The 23,001-nt window shown below is 62.5% G+C and carries 18 protein-coding genes and 1 tRNA gene; 14 read left to right on the forward strand and 5 right to left on the reverse strand.

From position 1 onward, the window contains the following. Position 1 precedes the first annotated feature (1 nt). The 8 genes from Q0J57_RS05485 to prmC all read left to right on the forward strand — a co-directional run bounded on the left by Q0J57_RS05485 (position 2) and on the right by prmC (position 9,675). Positions 2-688 carry a riboflavin synthase gene (locus tag Q0J57_RS05485; RefSeq protein WP_297217991.1) on the forward strand — a complete coding sequence of 229 codons (687 nt, stop codon included), beginning with the start codon at positions 2-4 and terminating at the stop codon, positions 686-688. Positions 689-828: 140 nt separating this feature from the next. Further along, positions 829-1,299, forward strand: a complete 471-nt coding sequence (gene ribE, locus Q0J57_RS05490; RefSeq protein ID WP_297217994.1) for a 6,7-dimethyl-8-ribityllumazine synthase — start codon at positions 829-831, stop codon at positions 1,297-1,299. A 2-nt stretch (positions 1,300-1,301) separates the two neighbouring features. After that, positions 1,302-1,793 carry a transcription antitermination factor NusB gene (gene nusB / locus Q0J57_RS05495; protein ID WP_297217996.1) on the forward strand — a complete coding sequence of 164 codons (492 nt, stop codon included), beginning with the start codon at positions 1,302-1,304 and terminating at the stop codon, positions 1,791-1,793. Positions 1,794-1,806: 13 nt separating this feature from the next. Next, positions 1,807-4,326 (forward strand): leucine--tRNA ligase, encoded by a 2,520-nt coding sequence (leuS, locus tag Q0J57_RS05500; RefSeq protein ID WP_297217999.1) that lies wholly within the window; start codon positions 1,807-1,809, stop codon positions 4,324-4,326. Between the two features lie 92 nt (positions 4,327-4,418). Then, on the forward strand, positions 4,419-5,414 hold the full coding sequence (holA, locus tag Q0J57_RS05505; protein ID WP_297218002.1) for a DNA polymerase III subunit delta: 996 nt from the start codon (positions 4,419-4,421) through the stop codon (positions 5,412-5,414). Between the two features lie 65 nt (positions 5,415-5,479). Beyond that, entirely contained in the window at positions 5,480-6,172 is a 693-nt protein-coding gene (gene radC / locus Q0J57_RS05510) for a DNA repair protein RadC (RefSeq protein ID WP_297218005.1), read from the forward strand. Positions 6,173-6,272: 100 nt separating this feature from the next. Further along, positions 6,273-8,687 carry an endopeptidase La gene (gene lon, locus Q0J57_RS05515; protein ID WP_297218150.1) on the forward strand — a complete coding sequence of 805 codons (2,415 nt, stop codon included), beginning with the start codon at positions 6,273-6,275 and terminating at the stop codon, positions 8,685-8,687. Between the two features lie 97 nt (positions 8,688-8,784). After that, the gene (gene prmC, locus Q0J57_RS05520; protein WP_297218008.1) at positions 8,785-9,675 is read left to right on the forward strand and encodes a peptide chain release factor N(5)-glutamine methyltransferase; all 891 of its coding nucleotides are present in this window, start codon (positions 8,785-8,787) and stop codon (positions 9,673-9,675) included. 89 nt (positions 9,676-9,764) lie between these two features. Here prmC and Q0J57_RS05525 read toward each other — a convergent pair whose 3' ends face one another. Beyond that, the gene (locus tag Q0J57_RS05525) at positions 9,765-10,103 is read right to left on the reverse strand and encodes a hypothetical protein (protein WP_297218011.1); all 339 of its coding nucleotides are present in this window, start codon (positions 10,101-10,103) and stop codon (positions 9,765-9,767) included. Positions 10,104-10,234: 131 nt separating this feature from the next. On the opposite strand from Q0J57_RS05525, the gene Q0J57_RS05530 reads away from it, so the two are divergent. From Q0J57_RS05530 to Q0J57_RS05555, 6 genes are all read left to right on the forward strand, one after another. Beyond that, positions 10,235-10,310, forward strand: a tRNA-Thr gene (locus Q0J57_RS05530). A gap of 779 nt (positions 10,311-11,089) precedes the next feature. After that, positions 11,090-11,923: a phosphate ABC transporter substrate-binding protein gene (locus Q0J57_RS05535; protein ID WP_297218014.1), complete on the forward strand. Its 834-nt coding sequence runs from the start codon at positions 11,090-11,092 to the stop codon at positions 11,921-11,923. Positions 11,924-11,979: 56 nt separating this feature from the next. After that, the gene (locus tag Q0J57_RS05540; RefSeq protein WP_297218018.1) at positions 11,980-13,764 is read left to right on the forward strand and encodes an ABC transporter permease subunit; all 1,785 of its coding nucleotides are present in this window, start codon (positions 11,980-11,982) and stop codon (positions 13,762-13,764) included. Beyond that, positions 13,761-14,519, forward strand: coding sequence for a phosphate ABC transporter ATP-binding protein (locus Q0J57_RS05545; protein ID WP_297218022.1), 759 nt, complete (start codon positions 13,761-13,763; stop codon positions 14,517-14,519). The genes Q0J57_RS05540 and Q0J57_RS05545 overlap by 4 nt, the downstream gene beginning before the upstream one ends. Positions 14,520-15,020: 501 nt before the next feature. Then, on the forward strand, positions 15,021-17,342 hold the full coding sequence (locus tag Q0J57_RS05550; RefSeq protein WP_297218025.1) for an inorganic phosphate transporter: 2,322 nt from the start codon (positions 15,021-15,023) through the stop codon (positions 17,340-17,342). A gap of 254 nt (positions 17,343-17,596) precedes the next feature. Then, positions 17,597-19,411, forward strand: coding sequence for a GTP-binding protein (locus tag Q0J57_RS05555; protein WP_297218028.1), 1,815 nt, complete (start codon positions 17,597-17,599; stop codon positions 19,409-19,411). Positions 19,412-19,576: 165 nt separating this feature from the next. On the opposite strand, the gene rfbC is transcribed toward Q0J57_RS05555, so the two are convergent. From rfbC to rfbD, 4 genes are read right to left on the reverse strand one after another with little or no spacing between them, the layout of a single operon-like run. Beyond that, the gene (rfbC, locus tag Q0J57_RS05560) at positions 19,577-20,101 is read right to left on the reverse strand and encodes a dTDP-4-dehydrorhamnose 3,5-epimerase (RefSeq protein WP_297218032.1); all 525 of its coding nucleotides are present in this window, start codon (positions 20,099-20,101) and stop codon (positions 19,577-19,579) included. Further along, the gene (rfbA, locus tag Q0J57_RS05565) at positions 20,092-20,985 is read right to left on the reverse strand and encodes a glucose-1-phosphate thymidylyltransferase RfbA (protein ID WP_297218035.1); all 894 of its coding nucleotides are present in this window, start codon (positions 20,983-20,985) and stop codon (positions 20,092-20,094) included. The genes rfbC and rfbA overlap by 10 nt, the downstream gene beginning before the upstream one ends. Then, positions 20,982-22,061, reverse strand: coding sequence for a dTDP-glucose 4,6-dehydratase (rfbB, locus tag Q0J57_RS05570; protein ID WP_297218039.1), 1,080 nt, complete (start codon positions 22,059-22,061; stop codon positions 20,982-20,984). The genes rfbA and rfbB overlap by 4 nt, the downstream gene beginning before the upstream one ends. Then, the gene (gene rfbD, locus Q0J57_RS05575; protein ID WP_297218043.1) at positions 22,043-22,960 is read right to left on the reverse strand and encodes a dTDP-4-dehydrorhamnose reductase; all 918 of its coding nucleotides are present in this window, start codon (positions 22,958-22,960) and stop codon (positions 22,043-22,045) included. Before rfbD ends, rfbB begins: the two co-directional genes overlap by 19 nt. Positions 22,961-23,001: the final 41 nt, after the last annotated feature.

Here is a 23,001-nt window from a genome sequence, read left to right on the forward strand (position 1 = left end):
CATGTTTACCGGCATCATACAGTGCATGGGGCAGATCGTGGCTGTGCAGCGCAACGGACGGGAAGCCCGTTTTACCGTGCGCCCCCAGGGAAATTTTGCCGACCTGCAGGATGGCGAATCCATTGCCCATGACGGTGTTTGTCTGTCGCTGGAATCCCATACGGCACAGGAGTATGTGGTCTATGCCTCGGCCGAGACCCTGGCCTGCAGCACGCTGGGCACGTTTGCCGTGGGACAGCTGGTCAATCTGGAGCGCGCGCTGGCCCTGGGAGATCGCCTGGGCGGGCATCTGGTGAGCGGACATGTGGACTGTGTTGCCCATGTCCGGCGTATCCTGGCTGCGGGGGCATCCCGTTGCGTGGAAATTGCCTTTCCGGCGGAGCATGCCCCCGAGGTCATTGCCAAGGGATCGGTGGCCCTTGACGGCATCAGCCTGACCATCAATGATTGCGGGGATGATTTTTTGCGGGTAAATATCATTCCAGACACGCAGAAACGGACGACCATGCAGCGCTGGCGTGCGGGAACTCCCGTCAATATGGAAACGGACCTGCTGGGCAAGTACGTGCGGCGTATGCTGCGTTGCGGCGAGGTACCTGCCGCTTCCCCCGTTTCCCCCGGTACGGGCCGTTCGGCGGGTTCTGCCGGCATGAGCCGTGAATTTCTGGCCCGAAACGGTTTTTTGTAATGCCGGTTTGTGGTGGTGTCGCCCGGTGTGGCCATGCCGCCTGCACCAGAAGGCCGCCGGAGGCTGCCGGTTGCCGGCCTCTTTTTTGTGAAAGATACGCGTTCCTGCGAGCGCGATAACCGTGAGTTTCAGGAGTCCTCATGAGCACAATTCCCACCATTGCCGGTCAGCTTGATGCCAAGGGCCTCAAGATTGCCATTGTGGCGACCCGCTTCAACGACTTCATTGTGGACCGCCTTGTGGGCGGCGCCGTGGATTATCTGGAGCGTCACGGCCTTGCCGACGAGAACATGCTGCTGGTGCGCATTCCTGGGGCGTTCGAGCTGCCGCTCATTTGCCGCAAGCTGGCTGCCAGCGGCAAGTATGACGGCATTGTGGCCCTGGGCGCCGTTATCCGCGGGGCCACCCCGCACTTTGACTATGTCTGCGCCGAGGCCAGCAAGGGCATTGCCCACACCATGCTGGAATTCGACACGCCCATCGGCTTTGGCCTGCTGACCTGTGATACCATTGATCAGGCCATTGAGCGGGCCGGCTCCAAGGCTGGCAACAAGGGGTGCGAGGCCGCGGCGGCCATGCTGGAAACCATTCGCGTCATGGAGCAGCTCTAGTCATGGCCAAGGGCAAGAACGCCAGCCGTCACGCCGGGCGCGCCCAGGCCTTTCAGGTGCTGTACGGCCTGTCTTTTTCCGGTAATGCCGGTCTGGAGGATGTGCGCCGGGCCTTCATGCTTTTTCCCGAAAGCGGAGAGGCCCCGGTGGAGAGCGAGGCAGACCTGCCGGAACCTTCCGGCTTTGCCTGGGAGCTGGTGGAGGGCGTATGGACGCATGCCGCGGAGCTGGACAGGCATATTGCCCGTTTTTCGCGCAACTGGCGTGTGGACCGCATGGGCCGGGTGGAGCTGACCCTGCTGCGTCTGGCCATGTTTGAGCTGCTCTACCGGACGGACGTTCCGGCCAAGGTGGCCATCACGGAAGCGCTGGACCTGACCCGCCAGTTCGGGGAAGACAATGCCACGGCGTTTGTCAACGGCATTCTGGATGCTGCTGCCCGGGCGGCCGAAAACGGAACCCTGCAGCCCGGCGCTGCTGATACCAACAACTAATCGACATATTGCCATGAGCCAAGACCGTTATACCCCCAATGAGATCGAGTTGAAGTGGCAGGCCCGCTGGAAGGAAAGCAAGGCATTTGCCTGTAGCCACAAGAGCGACAAGCCCAAGTACTACTGCCTGGAAATGTTCCCCTACCCTTCCGGCAATATCCATATGGGCCATGTGCGCAACTATTCCATCGGTGACGTGGTGGCGCGCGTCAAGCGCATGCACGGCTACAACGTGCTGCACCCCATGGGCTGGGATGCCTTTGGCCTGCCGGCGGAAAATGCGGCCATCAAGCACAAGACCCATCCGGCCAAGTGGACCTATGCCAATATCGACAATATGCGCGCACAGCTCCAGCGCCTGGGGTATTCGTATGATTGGTCGCGGGAAACGGCCACCTGCCGTCCCGAATATTACCGCTGGGAGCAGGAATTCTTCCTGCGTTTTCTGGAAAAGGGGCTGGTATACCGCAAAAAGGCGCCGCAGAACTGGTGCCCGTCCTGCCACACGGTGCTGGCCAATGAACAGGTGATCGACGGCCTGTGCTGGCGCTGCGACAGCCGTGTGGAGCAGAAGGACCTGACCCAGTGGTTCCTGCGCATCACGGCCTACGGCGACGAGCTGCTCCGCGATCTGGAAAAGCTGGAAGGCGGCTGGCCGGACCGCGTGCTGGCCATGCAGCGCAACTGGATAGGCAAGTCCTACGGGGCGGCCATTGCCTTTGCCCTGGAAACTCCCCTGGCCGGCAAGGAGAGCATCGAGGTCTTCACCACGCGCCCGGACACGGTCTATGGTGTGAGCTTCCTCACGCTGGCTCCCGAACACGAGCTGGTGGAGCATCTCATCCAGGGCTATGAAAAGGCGGATGAGGTGCGCGCCTTTGTGACGCGCATCCGCAACATGGACCGTCTGGAACGGCAGTCCGATGTGCTGGAAAAGGAAGGCATCTTTACCGGCGCCTATGTGCGCCATCCGCTCACGGGCGAACGCGTTCCCCTGTGGCTGGGCAATTTCGTACTGGCTGATTACGGCACGGGGGCCGTCATGGGAGTGCCCGCGCACGACCAGCGCGACTTTGAATTTGCCCGGAAATATGGCCTGCCGGTGCGCGTGGTCATCAATCCCCGTGGCGAAGAGCTTGATCCGGCTGCCATGACAGAAGCCTATACGGGCGAAGGGGTCATGACCCGCTCCGGCGAATTTGACGGCATGGCCAATACGGACGGCAAGCAGGCCGTGGCCCGGAAGCTGGAAGCGGAAGGCAAGGGCAGGGCCACCACGCAGTTCCGTCTGCGTGACTGGAACATTTCCCGTCAGCGTTTCTGGGGGGCGCCCATTCCGGTCATTTACTGTGAAAAATGTGGCGTGGTGCCGGAAAAGCGTGAAAATCTGCCGGTGGTTCTGCCGCTGGATGCCCAGATCGGCGAGGACGGCCGCTCTCCCCTGCCGACGATGCCCAGCTTTACCGATTGCGTCTGCCCCCGGTGCGGCGGCAAGGCCCGTCGTGAAACGGACACGCTGGACACCTTTGTGGAGTCCTCGTGGTATTTTGCCCGCTATACGTCCGCCCGCAAGGAAGATGCGGCCTTTGATCCAGAGGCCCTGGCCTACTGGATGCCCGTGGACCAGTACATCGGCGGTGTGGAGCATGCCATCCTGCACCTGCTCTACGCCCGCTTCTTTACCAAGGCGCTGCGTGATCTGGGCTATTTCCCCGCCGATCTGGAAGAACCGTTCACCCGCCTGCTGACCCAGGGCATGGTGCTCAAGGACGGCAGCAAGATGTCCAAGTCCAAGGGCAATATCGTGGCGCCGTCGGAAATGATCGACAAATACGGTGCCGACACCGTGCGCCTGTTCTGCCTTTTTGCCGCGCCGCCGGAGCGCGACTTTGACTGGTCCGACAGCGGCATCGAGGGAGCTTCGCGCTTTTTGCAGCGGGTGTGGCGTCTTTTTGTGGACGAGGAGGCGCGCTTCCTCACGGTCAGGGGCTGCTCGTCCACGGCGGCCGATGTGCACAGCGACGTGGCCCGCGATCTGCGCCGCCGCGAACACCTGACGGTGCGGAAGGCCGGCGAGGACATGGCCCAGCGTTTCCAGTTCAATACGGCCATTTCCGCCATCATGGAGCTGGTCAATGCCATGTATCTGGCCCGCGAAAAAATGGGCATGGAGGAAGGGGACCGCAGGGTCTTTTCTTCGGCCATGGCCACGGTGCTGACCCTGCTTTCGCCCATTACCCCGCACATCTGCGAAGAGCTGTGGGAGCGTCTGGGACACCAGACCTCGCTCCAGGCCGAGCCGTGGCCCGTGTGGGATGCTGCGGCCCTGGAACAGGACAACGTGACCATCGCCCTGCAGGTCAATGGCAAGCTGCGCGGTACCATGGAGGTTCCCGCCGGTGCCGACAAGGCCGCGCTGGAGGCGGCCGCACTGGCCGATGCCGCCGTGCAGCGCCATACGGCCGGTCTGACCATTCGCAAGGTCATTGTGGTGCCCGGCAAGCTGGTCAATATTGTGGCCAGTCAGGGCTAATGCCTGTCACGGGGGGCCGCCGCGCAGGCGCCCCCCTTTTTCCGGCAGAGGAGGCGCCGCGGCCTTTCCTGCCGCTGCATCAGTTTCCTGCCATGTCCAATGCCGGATTCCGTTTTCTTGTCTGTCCCGACAGCCGTCTGCTCCAGGCGCACATGGAAGCCATGCTGCATGACGCCGGCGCCGACAGCACGTGGGAACGGCATGTCTACTGGGGAGATGACGATCCTCCCCCCCGCTTCTGGGAACAGCTTACCCTGCAGGGCCTTTTCGGCACGCCGCGCATTCTTGTGGTGCGGCAGGCCCATCTCTGGCCCGTGGCCATCTGGAAAAAGCTGTCTGGGGCACTGGCGCATCTGTCTGATCAGTGTCATCCCTTCTTCTGTCTTGAGGTTCCCTGGGAAAAGGGGCAGCCCAAGCTGCCCGCGGCGCTGCTCCGCCAGCGCTGCCTGAGCTTTGCGGAGGCGCAGGGCTGGGTCTGGCGTCATGAAGGACTGGGGGAACGCAGCCTTCGCAAATACGTGACGGAGCGCGCCAGACAGCTGGGGCTGCGTCTGGAACCGGACGCGCTGGAGCAGTTCTGCCTTTCCGTGCCGCCGCAGGCGCAGGCGGTGGAGAACGAGTTGCAGAAGCTCGTGCTGCAAGTGCCTGCCGGGCAGACCGGCACGGCGTCTTCCCCCGTGGTGGTGGATGCCGCCATGCTGGGGGCATCGTCCTGGAGTCCCGACTGCAATGTCTTTGCCCTGATCCGCCATCTGGAAGCGGGCAATCTGCCTGCGGCCTGGCGGGAACTGGAGCGAGGACGCAAGGATGGCGACGGCCTGCTGTTCACCCTGCTTTCTCTGCTGGCGCGGGAATTTCGCCTGCTCTGGCAGGTAGGCATGGGGGAGCGGGTGCGTCTGCATCCCTCTGAAGACGGCAGCAAGCAGCAGCTGGCCCGCCGCCTGGGGCCGGAAGGGCTGAGTCGCGGTCTGGCGCTGGTCATGGATGCGGAATGGCAGGTCAAAAGCGGCCGCCGCACCCCGGAACAGTGTCTGGATTTTCTGGCAGCCCAGCTCTGCCGCCTGTGCGCAGCCCCCGCGCGGAGATAGGCCCGTGCGCCCTGCCCTGCTTTTTCTTCCTTCCCTCTTGCCTTGCGGTAAAAACTGCTTAGCTTATGTCTGGTAAATCCGCTTCGGTGAGTCCTGGTCCTGCCGGGCATCGCGCCCGTCTGCGTCAGCGGCTTGCCTACGATGCCCGGGCCGTCAGCGATTATGAAGTGCTGGAACTGGTCATAGGACTGGGCCTGCCCCGTCAGGATACCAAGCCCCTGGCCAAGGAGCTGCTCTTTCGCTTCGGCAGTGTGCGCGGTGTCATGGATGCCCGCCCGGACGAGCTGCTGGCCGTGCCGGGCTTTGGCCCCGGCCTGCTGTCGCTGTGGCGTCTGCTGCACGAAGTGCTGGTGCGCTATGCCGCCTCCCCCCTGCGAAAGCGGGAAAAGGTGGCCCGGCCGGAAGATGTGGCCCTGCTGGCCAGAACCCAGCTGGCGGGCTGCACCCATGAAGAATGCTGGGTGGCCCTGCTCAACAGCGGAAATTACCTTATCGGCTGGGAGCGCGTGCGCCAGGGAAACGTGAGTGAAATTCCCGTACTGCCGCGCGACATTGTGGAGGTGGCGCTGCATCGCCGTGCCAGAGGTATTATCCTGGTGCACAATCACCCCGGCGGGCAGATTCAGCCTTCGCAGCCCGATCTGAACCTGACCCACGGTCTGGAGCGCCTGGCCCCGCAGCTGGGGCTGCGTCTGCTGGACCACATTATCGTTACCGAAGGCGACTGTTTCAGCATTCTGCACAACAGATATTTGTGAGACAGTCGGGGAGCTTTATAAGATGTCCGACAGCAAGAACAATTTTGAAAAGGCCCTTAGCGACATGCTGCAGGCAAGCGGTCTGGGAGCCAGCGCCCCCATGGGCGGTGGAAGCAGCGGTGAGGCCGGGGAACAGCGTGTTCCCGACATGCTGCCCGTTCTTCCCCTGCGGGATGTGGTCATCTTCAATCATATGATTCTGCCGCTTTTCATCGGCCGCGAAAAGTCCGTATCTGCCGTCAATGCCTCGCTGGAGGCGGGAAAACATCTGCTGGTCTGTGCCCAGCGCGAGGAAGGCACGGAAGACCCCGGCCCTGCCGATCTGTATGATGTGGGTACGGTGGTACAGATACTGCGCGTGCTCAAGATGCCCGACGGCCGCGTCAAGGTGCTGGTCCAGGGCCTGAGCCGGGCGCGCATCAGCGCCTATCATCAGCAGGACCCCTATATGCTGGCGCGTGTGGAGCCGCTGCCCGATCCTGACGTTCCCATGGATGCCACGGTGGAGGCCCTGCTGCGGGCCGCCCGGGAAGAAAGCGAAAAGGTTTTGCAGGTTCGTGGTGTGGCCTCGCCCGATGTGATCAATGTATTGCAGGGGGTGGCCGATCCGGGCCGCCTGGCCGACCTCATTGCCGCCAACATCCGCATGAAGATTTCGGATGCCCAACGCATTCTGGAAGCGGTGAACCCGGTGGAACGGCTCATGCTGGTCAATACGCAGCTGCACCATGAGCTGGAAGTGGCCACCATGCAGGCCCGAATCCAGAGTACTGCCCGCGAAGGCATGGACAAGGCCCAGAAGGAATACTTTCTGCGTGAACAGCTCAAGGTCATCCGCAATGAGCTGGGCGAAGGCGAGTCTGGGGAAGAGGACGAAATAGAAGGTCTGCGCAAGGCCCTGGACAAGGCCAGGTTGCCTGCTGCCGTGCGCAAGGAGGCAGACAAGCAGCTGCGCCGCCTGGGCAGCATGCATGCCGATTCGTCTGAAGCCAATGTGGTGCGGACCTATCTGGACTGGCTTGCCGAACTGCCCTGGAAGAAGCACAGCCGCGATAATCTGGACATTGCCAATGCCGCGGCCATCCTCAACGAGGATCACTACGGCCTGGACAAGATCAAGGATCGTATCCTGGAATTCCTCAGCGTCCGCAAGCTCAATCCGCAGTCCAAGGGGCCCATTCTCTGCTTTGTGGGACCTCCCGGCGTGGGCAAGACCTCGCTGGGGCGCTCCATTGCCCGTGCGCTGGGGCGCCGCTTTCAGCGGCTGTCCCTGGGCGGCATGCGGGACGAGGCCGAAATCCGCGGCCACCGGCGGACCTATATCGGCGCCATGCCGGGGCGTATCCTTCAGGCCATCAAGCAGGCTGGCACCAATAATCCCGTCATCGTGCTGGATGAAGTGGACAAGCTGGGCACGGACTTCCGGGGTGACCCCTCCTCTGCCCTGCTGGAAGTGCTGGACCCGGAACAGAACAATACCTTCAGCGATCATTATCTGAATGTGCCCTTTGATCTGTCCCGTGTCATGTTCCTGTGCACGGCCAACCATCTGGATACCATCCCGGCCGCATTGCGTGACCGTATGGAGGTCATATCCCTGCCCGGCTATACCACCCAGGAAAAGGTGGCCATTGCCCGGCGCTATCTGCTGCCGCGCAAGATTGCGGAAAACGGCCTCAAGCCCGGCGATGTGGAACTGGACGACGCGACCATCGAAGCCATCATCAGGGAATACACGCGGGAGGCCGGCCTGCGCAATCTGGAACGGGAACTGGGGGCCATCTGCCGCAAGCTGGCCCGCCGGCGGGCAGAGGGGGTGGAAGGCCGCTTCTGTCTGAACATCGCCGAGGTGGAAAAGCTGCTGGGTGCGCCGCGCTTCATCGAGGATGAAAAGGACCAGGAACTGCGGCCGGGTATGGCCCTGGGACTGGCCTGGACGCCTGCGGGGGGCGAGGTGCTCACGGTGGAAGCAACCACCATGCCTGGCAAGGGCGGGCTGCTGCTCACCGGCCAGCTGGGCGATGTGATGAAGGAAAGCGCCCAGGCGGCCCTGAGCTACATCCGCTCCCGTGCGGAAGAGCTGGGCGTTCCTGCCGACTTTTCCACCCAGCGTGACATTCATATCCATGTGCCTGCCGGCGCCACGCCCAAGGATGGTCCCTCTGCCGGGGTTACCCTGACGACGGCCCTGGTTTCGGCGCTGTCGGGGCGTCCTGTGCGGGCTGACCTCTGCATGACCGGTGAAATCACCCTGCAGGGGCGTGTTCTGCCCGTGGGGGGCATCAAGGAAAAGATCCTTGCCGGGGTGGCCCGCGGCCTTGCCCATGTCATTATCCCCCAGCAGAACGTCAAGGACCTGGAAGACGTGCCGCCTGATCTGCTCAAGCGCATTACCGTGCATCCGGTGCGCTTCTATGACGAGGTGCGCGCGCTGGCGTTCAGTCAGGCGGACAGCGCAGCGGCATCCGCACCACTGGTGGCAGAATCTGCTGCCGGGACAGCGGCAACGGCATAACGTTATGACGCAGAAACCGGGGCATCTGCCCCGGTTTCTGCGGTTTCAGCGACGGGGCGGAACCGTGGTTCTCCCACGCAGGAAGGAAAAGGAAAGCATGCCGCGGGAAACGCTTGATGCGCTCATGGCGCAGGCCGCAACCCTGCTGCACCGTGCCGGCACGGACAGTCCCCGCCTCTGTGCCCGGGCGCTGGCCGAGGCTGCCACAGGGCTTGACCGTGTGGGGCTGGTACTGGCCGGCACCAGGGAAGTGCCGCCGGAAACGGCCCGGCACTATGCCGAACTGGTGCAGCGGCGGGCACAGGGAGAGCCTCTGGCCCATATTCTGGGCCGGCGCGAATTTTTCGGGCTGGATTTTGCGGTGACGCCCCAGACGCTCATCCCCCGGCCGGAAACGGAACTGCTGGTGGAGCTGGCGCTGGAGTGCATGACGCTTCAGGAAGCGCGCCTGCCGCACGCTGCCCTGTCCTTTGCGGACTGGGGCACGGGGTCCGGCTGCATCGGCATTGCTCTGGCAGTGAACCGGCCGCGCTGGAAAGGGCTGCTGCTGGATATTGCACCGGCCGCCTTGCAGGTAGCCGGCCGCAATGCCCGGCATCATGCCTGCCATGAGCGGCTGGCCCTGGTCTGTGCGGACATGGCCCGCCCTCCCCTGCCGCCGGCCAGTCTGGACCTGATGGTCAGCAATCCGCCCTATATTGCGGACAGCGAGGTCGGGGACGTCATGACGGAAGTGCTGCGTTTTGAGCCGCACGGGGCGCTGTTTTCACCGGAGAACGGGCTGCGGCATCTCCAGCAGATGGCCGTTGCCGCCCGCCGGCACCTGAAAGCCGGCGGCTGGCTGCTGCTGGAACACGGCTGGAAGCAGGGGCCGCATGTGCGCCGGCTGCTGCTGGATGCCGGGCTGGACAGCGTGAGCACCCGTCGGGACCTGGCCGGTCACGAGCGCTGTACGTTGGGCCGGTTGCCGCTTTGCGGCACGGGCTGATAAGCCGGGCTGATAAAACTGCCGGGCGCGCCCGTTGTTTCGTACCCCGCCGGGTCAGGAAGGGCAACGCCGCAGGGGGCGGATCCGGCTCAGTCCGTCAGCCAGAGTGCCGGGCCGGCATCCTCCTGCCGGAGACGTTCCGCTTCAAAAAGCCTCTGGGCCTTGTCCCGCGAGGCTCCCAGCAGACAGCGCACCACCACAGAAAGCTCGCGGATGCTCACCACGCCGTCATCGGGATAGTCGCTGCTGTCCGGTATATCCATGAGATCGTGCCAGTGCCCGGAAGCGCGCACCTGCCCGTAGGTCAGACTGTCCGCTTGCGGGATGTCGCCAAAGTTGAGCGTCTGCCCGTTCACATCGAGGACAGCGCCGTACCATTGTTCCCCGCCGGGAATACAGACATACCGTGGCGTGATGCTGTAGCTCATGATTCTTCCTCCCTGCGCAGGCAGTGTACACCCTGTGCAGCATACGGGGAACAGGAAAATTTTCTGTGCTTTTCGGGCGTTGCGCTTTTTTGCTTGCCCTTTTCTGACGAACGTTCTATACTGAAAAAAGTGCTGGTGTAGCTCAATTGGTAGAGCAGCTGATTTGTAATCAGCAGGTTGCGGGTTCAAGTCCCTTCGCCAGCTCCAGAGAACGCAAGGGGCTACGATGTTTCGTAGTCCCTTTTTCTGTACCTGACATACCAGCAGATTACAGATGGCCCCTGCACCATGCCCTTCCATGGTGCAGGGCTTTTTTACGCGCGTTGCGGCGCTATGGGCAGCCGTGGTCGTGTGCTGGCAGCGGAAGGCCCTGAAAACGGCAGTCCCTTTCCCGGCGTGTGCCCCGGCTCTGTCCGGAAGATGGCGGGAAAGGGGCTGATTCCCTTCTGTGGCGCATGATGCCCGAGCTGCGGCAAGGCAGCCTGCCGGCCGTCATCAGCCTCTGTCCTTTGTATCTGTGCGATTTGCCCCCTTTTGGGGTACTCTGGCGGGGGAGCGCCTCCTCTTGACCCCCCAGCCCTTTCTTCGTACACTGTCATAATCTTGTGAACACTGCCGCCCAAGGGCGGCAACGGCTGGAGGTCGCCATGCCCATCCGTTTCTGCTGACGCATGCGCCAGACTCCCGTGGGGAGATCTGAGCGTTCAGGCATGTGTGCCGGAAACGGACAGGCCGGTCGACTTTCGGGCGGTATATGTTCTTTTCGGGCGATACTGCCACGGTAACTGCCGCCCAGCAGTGCCCGCCTGCCGCTTCCTGCACCCTTCCTGAAAAATGTGTCGTGTTTTGCTTACGGGACGTGCTGCCATGGTCATGCCATGACAGCGCCCGCCCTCTGCCGGTGTGTTCCCGGTTTGAGGCGACGCGCCTGGCGCGTTTTCCGCTGTTTGTGCAACAGCCCACATTTTTCGTGCGAGAGGTGAAGTATGCATCCCTGTCGTTTTCTGCTGCCTGCCCTGCTGGCGGGTCTGATCTTTGCCGTGACGGCCAGTGCCGCCCCCCTGGACAGTTTCAAGGGCCTTTCCGGCACGCTTGATATCGCCGGCGGTACGGCACATATCCCGGTCATGAAAGGCGCAGCCAAAAACATCATGACGGCCAATCCCGACATCCGCATCACCGTAGCCGGCGGCGGCTCCGGCGTGGGCGTGCAGCAGGTGGGCGAAGGCCTGGTGCAGATCGGCAATACCGGCCGCGCTCTCAAGGAAAAGGAAGTGAGCAAGTACGGTCTGCACAGCTTCCCCTTTGCCATTGACGGCGTAGCCCTGGTGGTCAATCCGGCCAATACGGTCCGCAGTATCACCAGCCAGCAGGCCAGGGATATCTTTGCCGGCAAGATCACCAACTGGAAGGCCCTTGGCGGCGCCGATGCGCCCATTACCGTCTACACCCGTGAAGATGGCAGCGGCACCCGTGAGGTCTTTGTGGAAAAAGCCCTGAAAAAAGGCCCCATTGTGGCTTCCGCCAACGTGGTGAACTCCAATGGCGCCATGAAGACCGCCGTCAGTCAGGACAAGCTGGGCATCGGCTATGTGGGCATCGGCCATGTGGACAAGAGCGTTGCGGCCCTGACCTTTGACGGCATGGTCCCCTCGCAGAAAAATGCCGCCTCCGGCGCCTATACCCTGACGCGCCTGCTCTACATGAATACCAAGGGCGCCCCGTCCGGCCTGACCAAGGCCTTCATCGAATACATCTATTCGCCTGACGGAAGTGCCATCATCGAAAAGAGCGGCTACATCCCCACCGGCCGTCAGTAAGCAGCGCCAGCCATGATGCGGGGCGGCCCTGCCGCCCCGCTCCGGAATACCCGACCATGTTTGCCCCTCTTCTGCACCGCAGCGGAACGCTGCCCCGTTTGTGCGCCCTGCTTGTCACCCTGGCCACGCTGGCCCTGTTTGCCCTGGTGGGCTGTTTTGCCCTGCCCGTACTCTGGAGCGCTCAGGGCAGTCTGATCTTCTCCTGGACATGGCGCCCCCCCACGGACTTTGGCATTCTGCCCATGCTGGCAGGTTCGCTTATCCTGTCCTGCTCTGCCCTGCTGCTGGCCTGGCCCTTTTCTCTGGGGCTGGCCTGCGCGCTGCAATTTCCTTCCCCGGCCGTGTGGAACCGATGGATCACGGGCCTGATCCGTTTCATGACGGCCATTCCCACTGTGGTCTACGGCTTTGCCGCCGTCTTCTTGCTGACCCCGCTGGTACGGGAAGCCGCCGGGCAGGGGTCCGGCCTGTGCTGGCTTTCCGCAGCCTGTGTGCTGGCCCTGCTCATCAGCCCGGCCATGGTGCTTGTCATGGATGTGGCCCTGCGCGAACAGATGCGCCGCCTGCTTGTGCCTGCCCAGTCGCTGGGCATGACCAGGGGGACCGTTCTTGCCTGTCTTGCCCTGCCGGCCATACGGCGCGGGCTGCTGACGGCTGCCCTGCTGGGCTTTGGGCGGGCCATAGGCGATACGCTTATTCCGCTCATGCTCAGCGGCAACGCGCCCCATGTTCCGCAGAGTCTCTTTGCCGGCCTGCGAACCCTGACGGCCCACATGGGGCTGGTGACGGCCACGGATGTGGGCGGCCCGGCCTACAATTCCCTGTTTGTGGCCGGGGGGCTGCTGCTTTGCATCAGTACCGGCGTCAGCCTGGTGCTGCGCCGTCTGGAAAGGCGCGGGGACGGTCAGCTGTCGCCTGTGTCCGTCTGCTGGCGTCGCTGCGCTCCTGTCGCCTTGCGTCTGCTGTCCTGGGGAGCCGGCCTTTTGTGCAGCGTCTGTGTGCTTGCCCTGCTGGTCTTTCTGTTCTGGCGGGGACTGCCCGCCCTGAACACGGCCCTGCTTGTGGGGGATGCGCCGCTCTGGCCCGCCCTGCTGGGGCGCGTCCCCATCTGGGACGGCATCTGGCCTGCCTGTCTGGGCACGCTCTGTCTGCTGGGCATAACCATGGGTCTGGTGCTGCTGCCAGGCATCGGCTGCGGCATTTATCTGGCGGAATATGCTTCCCCGCGCAGGCAGCGTCTGCTCAACAGCCTGATGGACATCCTGGCCGGCGTGCCGTCCATCGTCATGGGCATTTTCGGTTTTACGCTGATTCTTTTTCTGCATCGTCTGGGCGCTGTCCACGCCAGTTCCGGTCTGTTGCTGGCCGGCGCCTGTCTGGCCCTGCTGGTTTTGCCGGCGCTGGTGGTGACCACGCGCACGGCTCTGGAAAGTCTGCCTGCCTCCCTGCGTCTGAGCGGGGCCGCCCTGGGGCTGCGCCATGGTCAGATTGTGCGCCATCTGCTGCTGCCCGGGGCCAGCCGCGGCATTCTGAGCGGCGTCATGCTGGCGCTGGGCCGCTCTGCGGAGGATACGGCCGTTATCCTGCTGACCGGCGTGGTGGCCAATGCCGGCCTGCCTGCCGGCCTGGGGCTGCGTTTCGAGGCCCTGCCCTTTTTCATCTATTATACGGCAGCCCAGTACCAGACGCCGGAGGAACTCCAGCGGGGATTTGGCGCCGCCCTGACCCTGCTTGCGCTTTCCGGGGGCCTGCTGCTGCTGTCCTGGTGGCTGCACGAGCGCTTCCATCGGGAGCGGCAGTGCGGCAGAACGCCCCTGACGTTTTCAGGAGGACCGCAATGACCCCGCTTGTTCGTATTCGTGACCTGTGCCTGTATCTCAATGGCCGGGCAGTGCTGAAGCATGTGAATCTGGAACTGCCGCGCCACGGCATCAGCGTTCTGCTGGGCCGTTCCGGTTCCGGCAAGACCAGTTTCCTGCGCTGCCTGAATCGCCTGCATGACTGCATCGGCCCAAGCCGCATGCAGGGCTGTGTGGAATTGCTGCTGGACGGGCGCCTTCAGGATATTGGCCGCCTGCGCGGCGAGGAGGCGTTGTCCCGTCTCCGGCGTCAGGTGGGCATGGTCTTCCAGACGCCCAATGTGCTGCCCGCCAGCATGGCGCACAATCTGCTGCTGCCGCTGCAACTGGCTGCGGGCCTGAGCGTGGAGGAGGCCAGGGACAGGGCCAGGCGCAGCCTGGAAGCCGTGGGACTGTGGGCAGAGGTGCATGACCGCCTGGCGGAGCCTGCCGCATCCCTGTCCGGGGGGCAGCAGCAGCGCCTCTGCCTGGCGCGGACCCTGGCGCTGGAACCGCAGATTCTTCTGCTGGACGAACCCACGGCCTCCCTTGATCCGGCCAGTACCCGCCGTATCGAGGACCTGCTTCTGCATCTGGCGGAGCGCTATGCCATCATTCTGGTTTCGCACGGGGTGGCCCAGGCCCGTCGCCTGGCCAGCCGGCTGCTGCTTTTTGACAACGGCTGCGTGCAGGGGCCGTTTCCGCCGGATGCGCTGCCCCGTCTTGTGCCGCAGGATGACTCGCCAGGGCAGGCATGATGTCCGGCCGCGTGGCCGCTTTTTTCCGCCGTGCGCCCTGCCTGACAGTATGTCGGGCCGGGCGTGCGTTTTTTTCGTCAGGTGACATCATCGTGCCTTGTCCCGTTTTTCCCCGCAGGTTCACAGGCTTTGCGGCGTTGCCGGGAAGCGCATGGGGAGAGAACTTCGCCTGCCTGCCGTTCCTGCGGGCATCCCGCGCCGGTCTGCGTGAAAACAATCGCATGGCGGTGGCGGCTGCGGTGCCCGGACAGATTTTTTTTGCGTATGGTTCAGGCTCCTACAGCTTGCCAGTCCGCCGTTCCACAGGTATTCTGCGCCTGCACGCAGAGCGGGAACATCTCCGCCGACATGACGGCCCCCTTTCTGGACGGTCATGCGCCCTGTGCTGCCTTCAGATTTCAGTTGCTGTTTCAGTCATTGCGGAATGTCATCATTTTGTCACACGGTCCGGTTACACGTACTGCGCCTTTATTCACGAGAACTGGTTTCCGGGGGAAGAACGTGGAAAGCATTTTTCTTATCATTGTTGCCTTTCTGGCCATTCTGGCCATAGTGGATCTGTTTGTGGGCGTCAGCAATGACGCCGTAAATTTTCTCAATTCGGCCATTGGTTCGCGCATTGCCAGCTTCAAGGTCATCATGGTGGTGGCCAGCATCGGGGTTCTGGCCGGTTCCACCTTTTCCAGCGGCATGATGGAGATTGCCCGCAGCGGCGTCTTCAATCCGGAGATGTTTACCTTCAGCGAGATCATGATTGTCTTTTTTGCGGTCATGATCACGGACGTTCTTCTGCTGGATGCCTTCAATTCCATGGGGCTGCCCACCTCCACCACGGTATCCATCGTTTTCGAGCTGCTGGGGGGGGCGGTGGCGGCTGCTCTCATCAAGCTGATGGCCAGCGATGTTTCCATCATGGAGCTGGGGGCCTATATCAACAGCCAGAAGGCGCTGGCCATCATTTCGGGCATACTCATTTCCGTGGCCGTGGCCTTTGTGGCCGGCGTGGCGGTACAGTATGTCACCCGGCTCATCTTCACCTTTCATTATGAGCGCATGTATCGTCGGATTGGCGGAATTTTTGGCGGGCTGTCACTGACAGCCATTTTTTATTTTCTGGTCATGAAGGGGGCCAAGGGGGCGTCGTTCATGAAGGCGGAATACCTGGCCTGGATCAATGAGCACACGCTTTCCATCCTGCTGCTGCTCTTTGTGGGCCTGAGCATCCTGCTGCATCTGCTCATGCTGACGCGCGGCGTCAATATCTTCAAGATCATCATTCTGGTGGGCACCTTTGCCCTGGCCTTTGCCTTTGCCGGCAATGACCTTGTGAACTTTGTGGGTGTGCCGCTGGCCGCCTTTGAAAGCTGGCGCCAGTTTTCCGCCAGCGGCGCGGATGCCGCCGTCTTCACCATGGGCGGCCTGCGCCAGGCCGTGCAGACGCCCACGATCTTCCTGTTTCTCTCCGGCACGGTCATGGTGCTGACGCTCTGGTTTTCCAAAAAGGCACATCGTGTGGTGCGTACCTCCATCAAGCTGAGCAGCAGTACCCGCGGCGAACAGGAGCAGTTTGGTTCCTCCCTGCCCGGTCGTCTCATTGTGCGGGCCAGCCTCAATGCCAACAGGACCCTGCATCAGATTCTGCCCGCTTCCTTCTTCCGCGTGCTGGCCAGCCGCATGCAGCCGGTGGAGCAGGTCAAGGGAGAGCCGGTGCTGCCCTTTGACCAGGTTCGCGCGTCCATCAATCTGGTTCTGGCCAGCATCCTCATTGCTTCGGCCACCTCGCTGAAGCTGCCCCTTTCCACGACCTACGTCACCTTCATGGTGGCCATGGGATCGTCCTTTGCCGACGGGGCCTGGAACCGTGAAAGTGCCGTTTACCGTATTTCCGGTGTGCTGGCGGTCATCAGCGGCTGGTTCATGACGGCCCTGTGCGCCTTTACGGCCTGTGCCCTGGTGACCTGGGCGCTGTTTGAGGGCGGCAGCGTGGTGGTGGTCCTCTTCATGCTGCTGGTCATCTTCAGCCTGGTCCGCTCCAACTTCTTCAGCAAGCAGAAGGAGGAGAGCAGCTACTCCATCGTGGTGGACCACAGCGACAAGGACAGCATCCGCAACAGCATCCGGGATTCCGTGAACGAGAGCATCTCCACGGCGGTGCGTCTTATTCGTGACGGCATGACGGCCTTCCAGGCCGAGGACGAGAAGCGTCTCAACCAGTGCAAGAATGATGCGGTCACATTCTTTGACGATATTTCCCGTCTGCGCGGCTCTTACTATCGCATGGCGCTGCGGGGGGGCGGCGACCGTCTGGACAACGAGGCACGGCATATCTATTACCGCATCTTCAACGGCATGAAGGAGCTGAGCCATGAGCTGCGCTCTGTGCTGGGCATGTCTGCCAATCATATTGCCAACCGCCATCGCCCCTACAGCGGTGAGCTGAGCGATAATCTGGAAGTGATGCTGCGCATTCTTGAAGATGCGGCCCGGCATTTCCGCAGCTATGCCGATGGCGAAGGCTCCCGTGCCGAGCTGTCCTCCTATTCCGATCATTGTTCGTCGCGCATCAGCCAGTTGCAGATAGACCTGCTGCAACGCATCGATGAAGATGGCCTGTCCATGCGCAGCAGTGATCTGTATTTGAACTTCCTGCAGTTTGCACGCTCCTTCATCAACCGTTTCACCATTGTTGCCCTCCTGCAACGTGACCTCAACGACGCCTGCCGGCGCGATGCGGAGCACCATGCGCACGAGGCGCAGGAGGCTGCGGCCGCAGGTACGGCTCCCGACACCGCGGAAGACGGCACCGGCACACACCGTGCCTAGACTGCGCTGCTGCATGTCTCTGAGGCCGCTCCCCTGCCGGGCGGCCTCTTTGCTATTCTTTCGATGCAGGGGATGACTGCGGGAAGGCAGGTGGCATTCTTTTGCCGCCTGTCCTCTTGCCTGCGCTCTGCGCAATGCGTACACTCCACAGGAATAGGATGGGGCCGGTCTGCCGGTCCGCTGGCTCTGGTAGCGTGGGGAGATGCCCGCGCTGTAATGGATATATCGGGACGTTGTTGTTTACAGGAGAAGTCATGTTGTCTGCGTTGTTTTCTCAGCCACTCAATCCGGAATCCGGCGCCGAGTGCGCCGCTCTTTTCAAAGCCCTGGTCACAGGCATTCATGAGGACAGACGCCGGGCGCGTCAGCTGGGGTGGCGCGGCGTTCACCCCTCGGGTTCGCTGACGCCGGCCTGGACCTGTCGCGTGGCGGGCAGTCCGCTGGTTTTCGGCATCACCTTTTCCGGTGAGATTTTGCAGGGAACGGCCCTGCATGGCGAGTTTGCCATCCATCTTTTCCCGCCGGTGGATCATCCCCTGGTGGAGGTTTTTCCCCTGGCTGCCCTGCAGATCATGAGCGGGAGCGATTATGCCGAAGCCATTCGCTCCCTGGGGGACCATGTGAGGAAGATGCGCCCCTTCCACATGGCCAATCTGGAAATGGATGCGCGCCTGGATGGTAGCGGTCTACGCCTTGCCCTGGAAGCGCCGTCGCACTATCGCATCATTTCCGTGGATGGCATTGCCGCCCCGCAGGACATGCAGACGGACAGGGCGTGGATGGTGGCCCCCGGCGAGGCGGAATGCGACGTGCCGGCCTTTGCCCTGGCCATGCGCCTTTTTGTGCCGCTGCTGCGCAGTGCCGAAACCCTGTTGCAGCAGCCGGCTGACATGCACCGCCAGAAATCTCCCCTGGCCTTGCAGGGTTTTGACGCCCAGGGGCGCATTCACATTGTGAAGCCCGATGCGCTCCAGAGCCTGCGCTTTGAGGCCGCCTTTGGCGATATGCCGGCCCGCGGCGAGCGGGTTTCCATCCTGCCCTATGTGCAGAGTGCGGCGGAGGCGGCCGCGCCGGACAAGCCGGTACTGCATGTGCTCACCGGTTTTCTGGGCGCAGGCAAGACCACGTTTCTGCGCCACTGGCTGGACTACCTCAATAATCACGAGCGCTATACCGGCGTCATTCAGAGCGAAATCGGCAGCATCGGCCTGGATGCGGCCCTGACCCGGGGCGAGACCTTTGTGGAAACCTCGGACGGGGACGATGCCTCGCAGTCGCTGGCCCAGCGTCTCCGCCCGGGGCTTGCCCGCCTTATGGAGGCGCTGCCTGCCCAGCAGATCGTGCTGGAAACGTCGGGCCTGGCCCACCCTGCTCCCGTGCTCGAGGCCATAAGCGAGCTGGGCGACATGGTGCAGCCCGGCCTGGTCATCACCATGGTGGATGCCCTGGATGCGGCGCTGGGCATGTATGAAAAGCTCAAGAAAAAGTCGTCCTGGAATACGGAAAGCGATGTGCTGCTGGCGCAGGTGGAATGCGCGGATGTGCTGGTCATCAACAAGGTGGACCTGGTAAGCCCGCAGGAGCTGGGGCAGCTGCGCGGACGCTTGCAGCAGCTCAATCCACGGGCGGTGGTCATTCCCTCTGTGCTTGGCCACATCGCCTTTGACCAGCTGGATGCGCTGTATGCCCGGCTGCGGGAGGATGATCTGCAGAATCAGCCGCAGCGTGCGCGGGTGCGTTCCGTGCCCAGTGAGGATACGGCCCGGGCGGCAGAGGACTACAAGACCCTCATGTTCCGGCCCGATGCCATTGTGAGCGGCTGCGAACTGGAAACCATGATGAAGGTTGCCGGGCCTGAACTGTGCCGGGCCAAGGGGCTTGTGCGCATGGCCAACAGCAACGGCGCCCCCAGCATGCGCGTGCTGCAGTACGCGGCCGGGCGCCTTTCCTTTGATGCGGTGCCCACGGGCGAGGAATACGGCCAGCCCTATATTCTCTTCATCGGCAGAGACATGAAGGAAGATGCCATGAAGAAGGTCCGTGGTGGCGACAAGGGGCAGTGGTCCTGATACTGCCGGTCAGTTTCCTGTGACAGGGGGGAAAAATACTCCCCTGCCGCAGAATAGTGGGTGCCGTGTGCTGCGGCATCCTGCATGAAAGGCCCGTGCGGTATCCGTCTGATGGCGGAATACGCACGGGCCTTTTGGGCAAAAAACAGGCAGGCAGCGCAGGGATCAGGCCTGCCAGAGCGGCGCCTGCCGGTCCTTTTCGGAAAGCAGCGGTTCCGTGATAGGCCACCGGATGCCAAAGGCCGGATCATTCCAGCGGTAGGCCCCTTCATCCCACGGGCAGTAATAGTCCGTGCACTTGTAGTGAAAGTGGGCAATCTCGCTGGTAACCACAAAGCCGTGAGCCAGGCCGGGAGCTATCCAGAGCTGCCACTGGTTTTCCTGGGTCAGTTCCACACCGTACCATTTGCCGCAGGTGGGCGACTGGGGGCGGATATCCACGGCCACGTCAAAGACCCTGCCCAGGGAAACGCTGACCAGTTTGCCCTGCGGGCGTGTTTTCTGAAAGTGCAGCCCCCGCAGAACACCACGGGAGGAACGCGAATGGTTGTCCTGCACAAAGGGCAGCGTGATGCCGGCCATGGCATAGCGTTCCTGCTGCCAGGTTTCCACAAAATAGCCCCTGGCGTCTCCCCATACCTTGGGCTTGATCAGCAGGACGCCTTCAATGCCGGTGCTGACTACTTCCATTGTCCTCTCCCCGTATCCACCAGTTCCAGCAGGTACTGGCCATAGTCGGTTTTGGCCAGCGGCCGGGCCAGGGCACGTACTTCGTCTGCCGTGATCCAGCAGTTGCGCCAGGCAATTTCCTCCAGGCAGGCAACCTTCAGGCCCTGCCGTTTTTCCACCGCCTGCACAAAGGCCCCGGCATCCATGAGCGAATCATGGGTGCCCGTGTCCAGCCAGGCAATGCCGCGCCCCAGCAGTTCCACATGCAGCTGCCTGCGGCGCAGATAGGCATTGTTGACGTCGGTGATTTCCAGCTCGCCCCGGGCGGACGGACGTATCTGCCGGGCAATGTCCAGCACCTGGCTGTCATAGAAATACAGGCCCGTGACCGCAAAGTGCGAGCGGGGATGCTCCGGCTTTTCCTCGATGCTGATAACCTGGTGCGCGGCATCAAATTCCACCACGCCGTAGCGCTGCGGATCATTGACATGATAGCCGAAGATGGTGGCCCCCTGCTCCCGGGTCATGGCCTTTCGGCTCAGTTCCGGCAGCCCGTGGCCAAAGAAGACATTGTCGCCCAGCACCAGACAGGTATGGCAGCCTTCGATATGCCGTTCCGCCAGCAGAAAGGCCTGGGCCAGTCCTTCGGGGCGCGGTTGCACCACGTAGGAGAGGTGCAGCCCCCACTGGCTGCCATCATGCAGCAGTGCCCTGTACAGCGGCAGATGCTCCGGCGTTGAGATGAGGCAGATGTCCCGGATGCCCGCCATCATGAGCGTGGCCAGCGGGTAATAGATCATGGGCTTGTCATAAATGGGCAGAAGCTGTTTGCTGACGCTCAGGGTCAGGGGATAGAGGCGCGTTCCCGATCCGCCTGCCAGCAGGATGCCTTTCCACGTGCTCATGCTTTTGCCTCCGTGCGGGAAGCGTAGTTGCGCTGCATCCATTCCCGGTAGGCTCCGCTGCGCACGTGTTCCGTCCATTCCGCATTATTCAGGTACCAGGCAATGGTTTCCCGCAGGCCGGAGGCAAAGTCGTGGCGTGGCCGCCAGCCCAGCTCTGCCTCTATCTTGCTGCAATCAATGGCATAGCGAAAATCGTGTCCCGGTCTGTCCGCAACAAAGGTGATGAGATCGGCATAGCTGCCGCTGCGCCTGGGACGCACGTCATCCAGAATCTGGCATATCTGGCGCACCACATCCAGGTTGCTCCGCTCTGATCTGCCGCCGATATTGTAGCTCTGCCCCGGTCTGCCGGCTTCCAGCACACGGGCGATGGCCAGGCAGTGATCCTCCACATGCAGCCAGTCGCGAATATTGCGGCCCGTGCCGTAGACGGGCAGCGGCCTGCCGTCCAGGGCATGGAGCAGCATGAGCGGAATGAGCTTTTCCGGGAACTGGCGTGGCCCGTAATTGTTGGAACAGTTGGTCAGCAGGACCGGCAGACCGTAGGTTTCGTGAAAGGCCCGCACCAGGTGATCACTGGCGGCCTTGGAGGCAGCGTACGGGCTGTTGGGGCGGTAGGGGGTGGTCTCCTGAAAGGCCGGATCGTCTTCCCTGAGGGTGCCGAAGACCTCGTCCGTGGACACATGCAGAAAGCGAAATGCCTGTTGCTGTAGCGGGGGCAGAGATTGCCACCAGGTTGTGACCACACGCAGCAGCGAGGCCGTGCCCAGCACATTGGTGCGCACAAAGGCTTCCGGGTCCAGAATGGAGCGGTCCACATGACTTTCCGCCGCAAAATTGAGGACGGCATCGGGCTGGTAGTGGCGCAGCAGCCAGCGTACCAGTTCCGCATTGCCCATATCGCCATGCACAAAAATGTGGGCCGCATCGTCATGCAGTGTGGCAAGATTTTCCAGATTGCCCGCGTAGGTCAGCTTGTCAAGATTGATGACGCGCTCCCCGCGCTGGCGAGCCTGCAAAACATAGCAGGAGCCGATGAAGCCGGCGCCTCCGGTGATCAGAACGGTTTTGTGCATACGGTCTCTCTTTTGGCCTGCGGTGCGTCACAGGTGTACAGTTCCTGCAGGGTCAGTGTCAGGGCAGTGGTCCAGTGGGGCAGGCGGAGATTCAGGGCCGTTTCAATACGATCCACCGCAAGACGGGAGTTGCGGGGACGGGGGGCCGGTGCGCCGTAGGCATCCGTGGTGATGGGCTGCACGGATGCGGGTGTTGCCCGCAGGGGCCAGCCCATGGCGGCAGCCTCCTGCAGAATATGGCAGGCAAAGCCGTGCCAGCTGGTTTCTCCCCGGCAGGCCACATGATAGGTGCCGGACGCCAGGGCACGGGTGAGGGCCACACTGGTCACCTCTGCCAGCAGACGCGCCGTGGTGGGCGCCCCCATCTGATCCGCCACCACGGACAGGCTGTCGCGCTGTTGGGCCAGGCGCAGCATGGTGCGCAGAAAATTGTGGCCGCGCGCGGCATAGACCCACGAGGTCCTGAAGATGAGATAGGATGCGCCGCTGCGCATCACGGCCATGTCGCCTTCCATCTTGCTTTGTCCATAGACATTGCATGGCGCCATGGGAGCGCTTTCGTCCCGGGGAGACTGGCCGCTGCCATCATAGACATAGTCGGTGGAATACTGCACCAGGCGTGCTCCGTGCCGTGCCGCGTAGTCAGCCAGTAGCGCGGGCAGTACGGCATTGAGGCGGAAGGCCTGCTCGGCATCCCCTTCTGCCTTGTCCACGGCAGTATAGGCTGCGGCATTGACCAGACAGTCCGGGCGGTGGCGGTCCAGCCAGCTTTTCACGGCAGCAGCATCGGCAAGGTCTAGCTCCTGCCGTGTGGGCGCCATGACGTCTCCGTATAGCATAAGGCTGCGCCGCAGCTCGTACCCTGCCTGCCCGCTGCCGCCTGTCAGAAATATTTTCATCGCTATTTCCAGAAAAGTTCAGTCGTTAGGTGCCGCATTCT

The organism is uncultured Desulfovibrio sp. (assembly GCF_944324505.1).
In the GTDB taxonomy this organism is placed as follows: Bacteria; Desulfobacterota; Desulfovibrionia; order Desulfovibrionales; family Desulfovibrionaceae; genus Desulfovibrio.

Excerpts from the sequence above, each read along its gene's own strand:
- Q0J57_RS05485 (WP_297217991.1), top strand. The coding sequence starts at position 2 with ATGTTTACCGGCATCATACAGTGCATGGGGCAGATCGTGGCTGTGCAG.
- ribE (WP_297217994.1), top strand. The coding sequence starts at position 829 with ATGAGCACAATTCCCACCATTGCCGGTCAGCTTGATGCCAAGGGCCTC.
- nusB (WP_297217996.1), top strand. The coding sequence starts at position 1,302 with ATGGCCAAGGGCAAGAACGCCAGCCGTCACGCCGGGCGCGCCCAGGCC.
- leuS (WP_297217999.1), top strand. The coding sequence starts at position 1,807 with ATGAGCCAAGACCGTTATACCCCCAATGAGATCGAGTTGAAGTGGCAG.
- holA (WP_297218002.1), top strand. The coding sequence starts at position 4,419 with ATGTCCAATGCCGGATTCCGTTTTCTTGTCTGTCCCGACAGCCGTCTG.
- radC (WP_297218005.1), top strand. The coding sequence starts at position 5,480 with ATGTCTGGTAAATCCGCTTCGGTGAGTCCTGGTCCTGCCGGGCATCGC.
- lon (WP_297218150.1), top strand. The coding sequence starts at position 6,273 with ATGGGCGGTGGAAGCAGCGGTGAGGCCGGGGAACAGCGTGTTCCCGAC.
- prmC (WP_297218008.1), top strand. The coding sequence starts at position 8,785 with ATGCCGCGGGAAACGCTTGATGCGCTCATGGCGCAGGCCGCAACCCTG.
- Q0J57_RS05525 (WP_297218011.1), bottom strand. The coding sequence starts at position 10,103 with ATGAGCTACAGCATCACGCCACGGTATGTCTGTATTCCCGGCGGGGAA.
- Q0J57_RS05535 (WP_297218014.1), top strand. The coding sequence starts at position 11,090 with ATGCATCCCTGTCGTTTTCTGCTGCCTGCCCTGCTGGCGGGTCTGATC.
- Q0J57_RS05540 (WP_297218018.1), top strand. The coding sequence starts at position 11,980 with ATGTTTGCCCCTCTTCTGCACCGCAGCGGAACGCTGCCCCGTTTGTGC.
- Q0J57_RS05545 (WP_297218022.1), top strand. The coding sequence starts at position 13,761 with ATGACCCCGCTTGTTCGTATTCGTGACCTGTGCCTGTATCTCAATGGC.
- Q0J57_RS05555 (WP_297218028.1), top strand. The coding sequence starts at position 17,597 with ATGTTGTCTGCGTTGTTTTCTCAGCCACTCAATCCGGAATCCGGCGCC.
- rfbC (WP_297218032.1), bottom strand. The coding sequence starts at position 20,101 with ATGGAAGTAGTCAGCACCGGCATTGAAGGCGTCCTGCTGATCAAGCCC.
- rfbA (WP_297218035.1), bottom strand. The coding sequence starts at position 20,985 with ATGAGCACGTGGAAAGGCATCCTGCTGGCAGGCGGATCGGGAACGCGC.
- rfbB (WP_297218039.1), bottom strand. The coding sequence starts at position 22,061 with ATGCACAAAACCGTTCTGATCACCGGAGGCGCCGGCTTCATCGGCTCC.
- rfbD (WP_297218043.1), bottom strand. The coding sequence starts at position 22,960 with ATGAAAATATTTCTGACAGGCGGCAGCGGGCAGGCAGGGTACGAGCTG.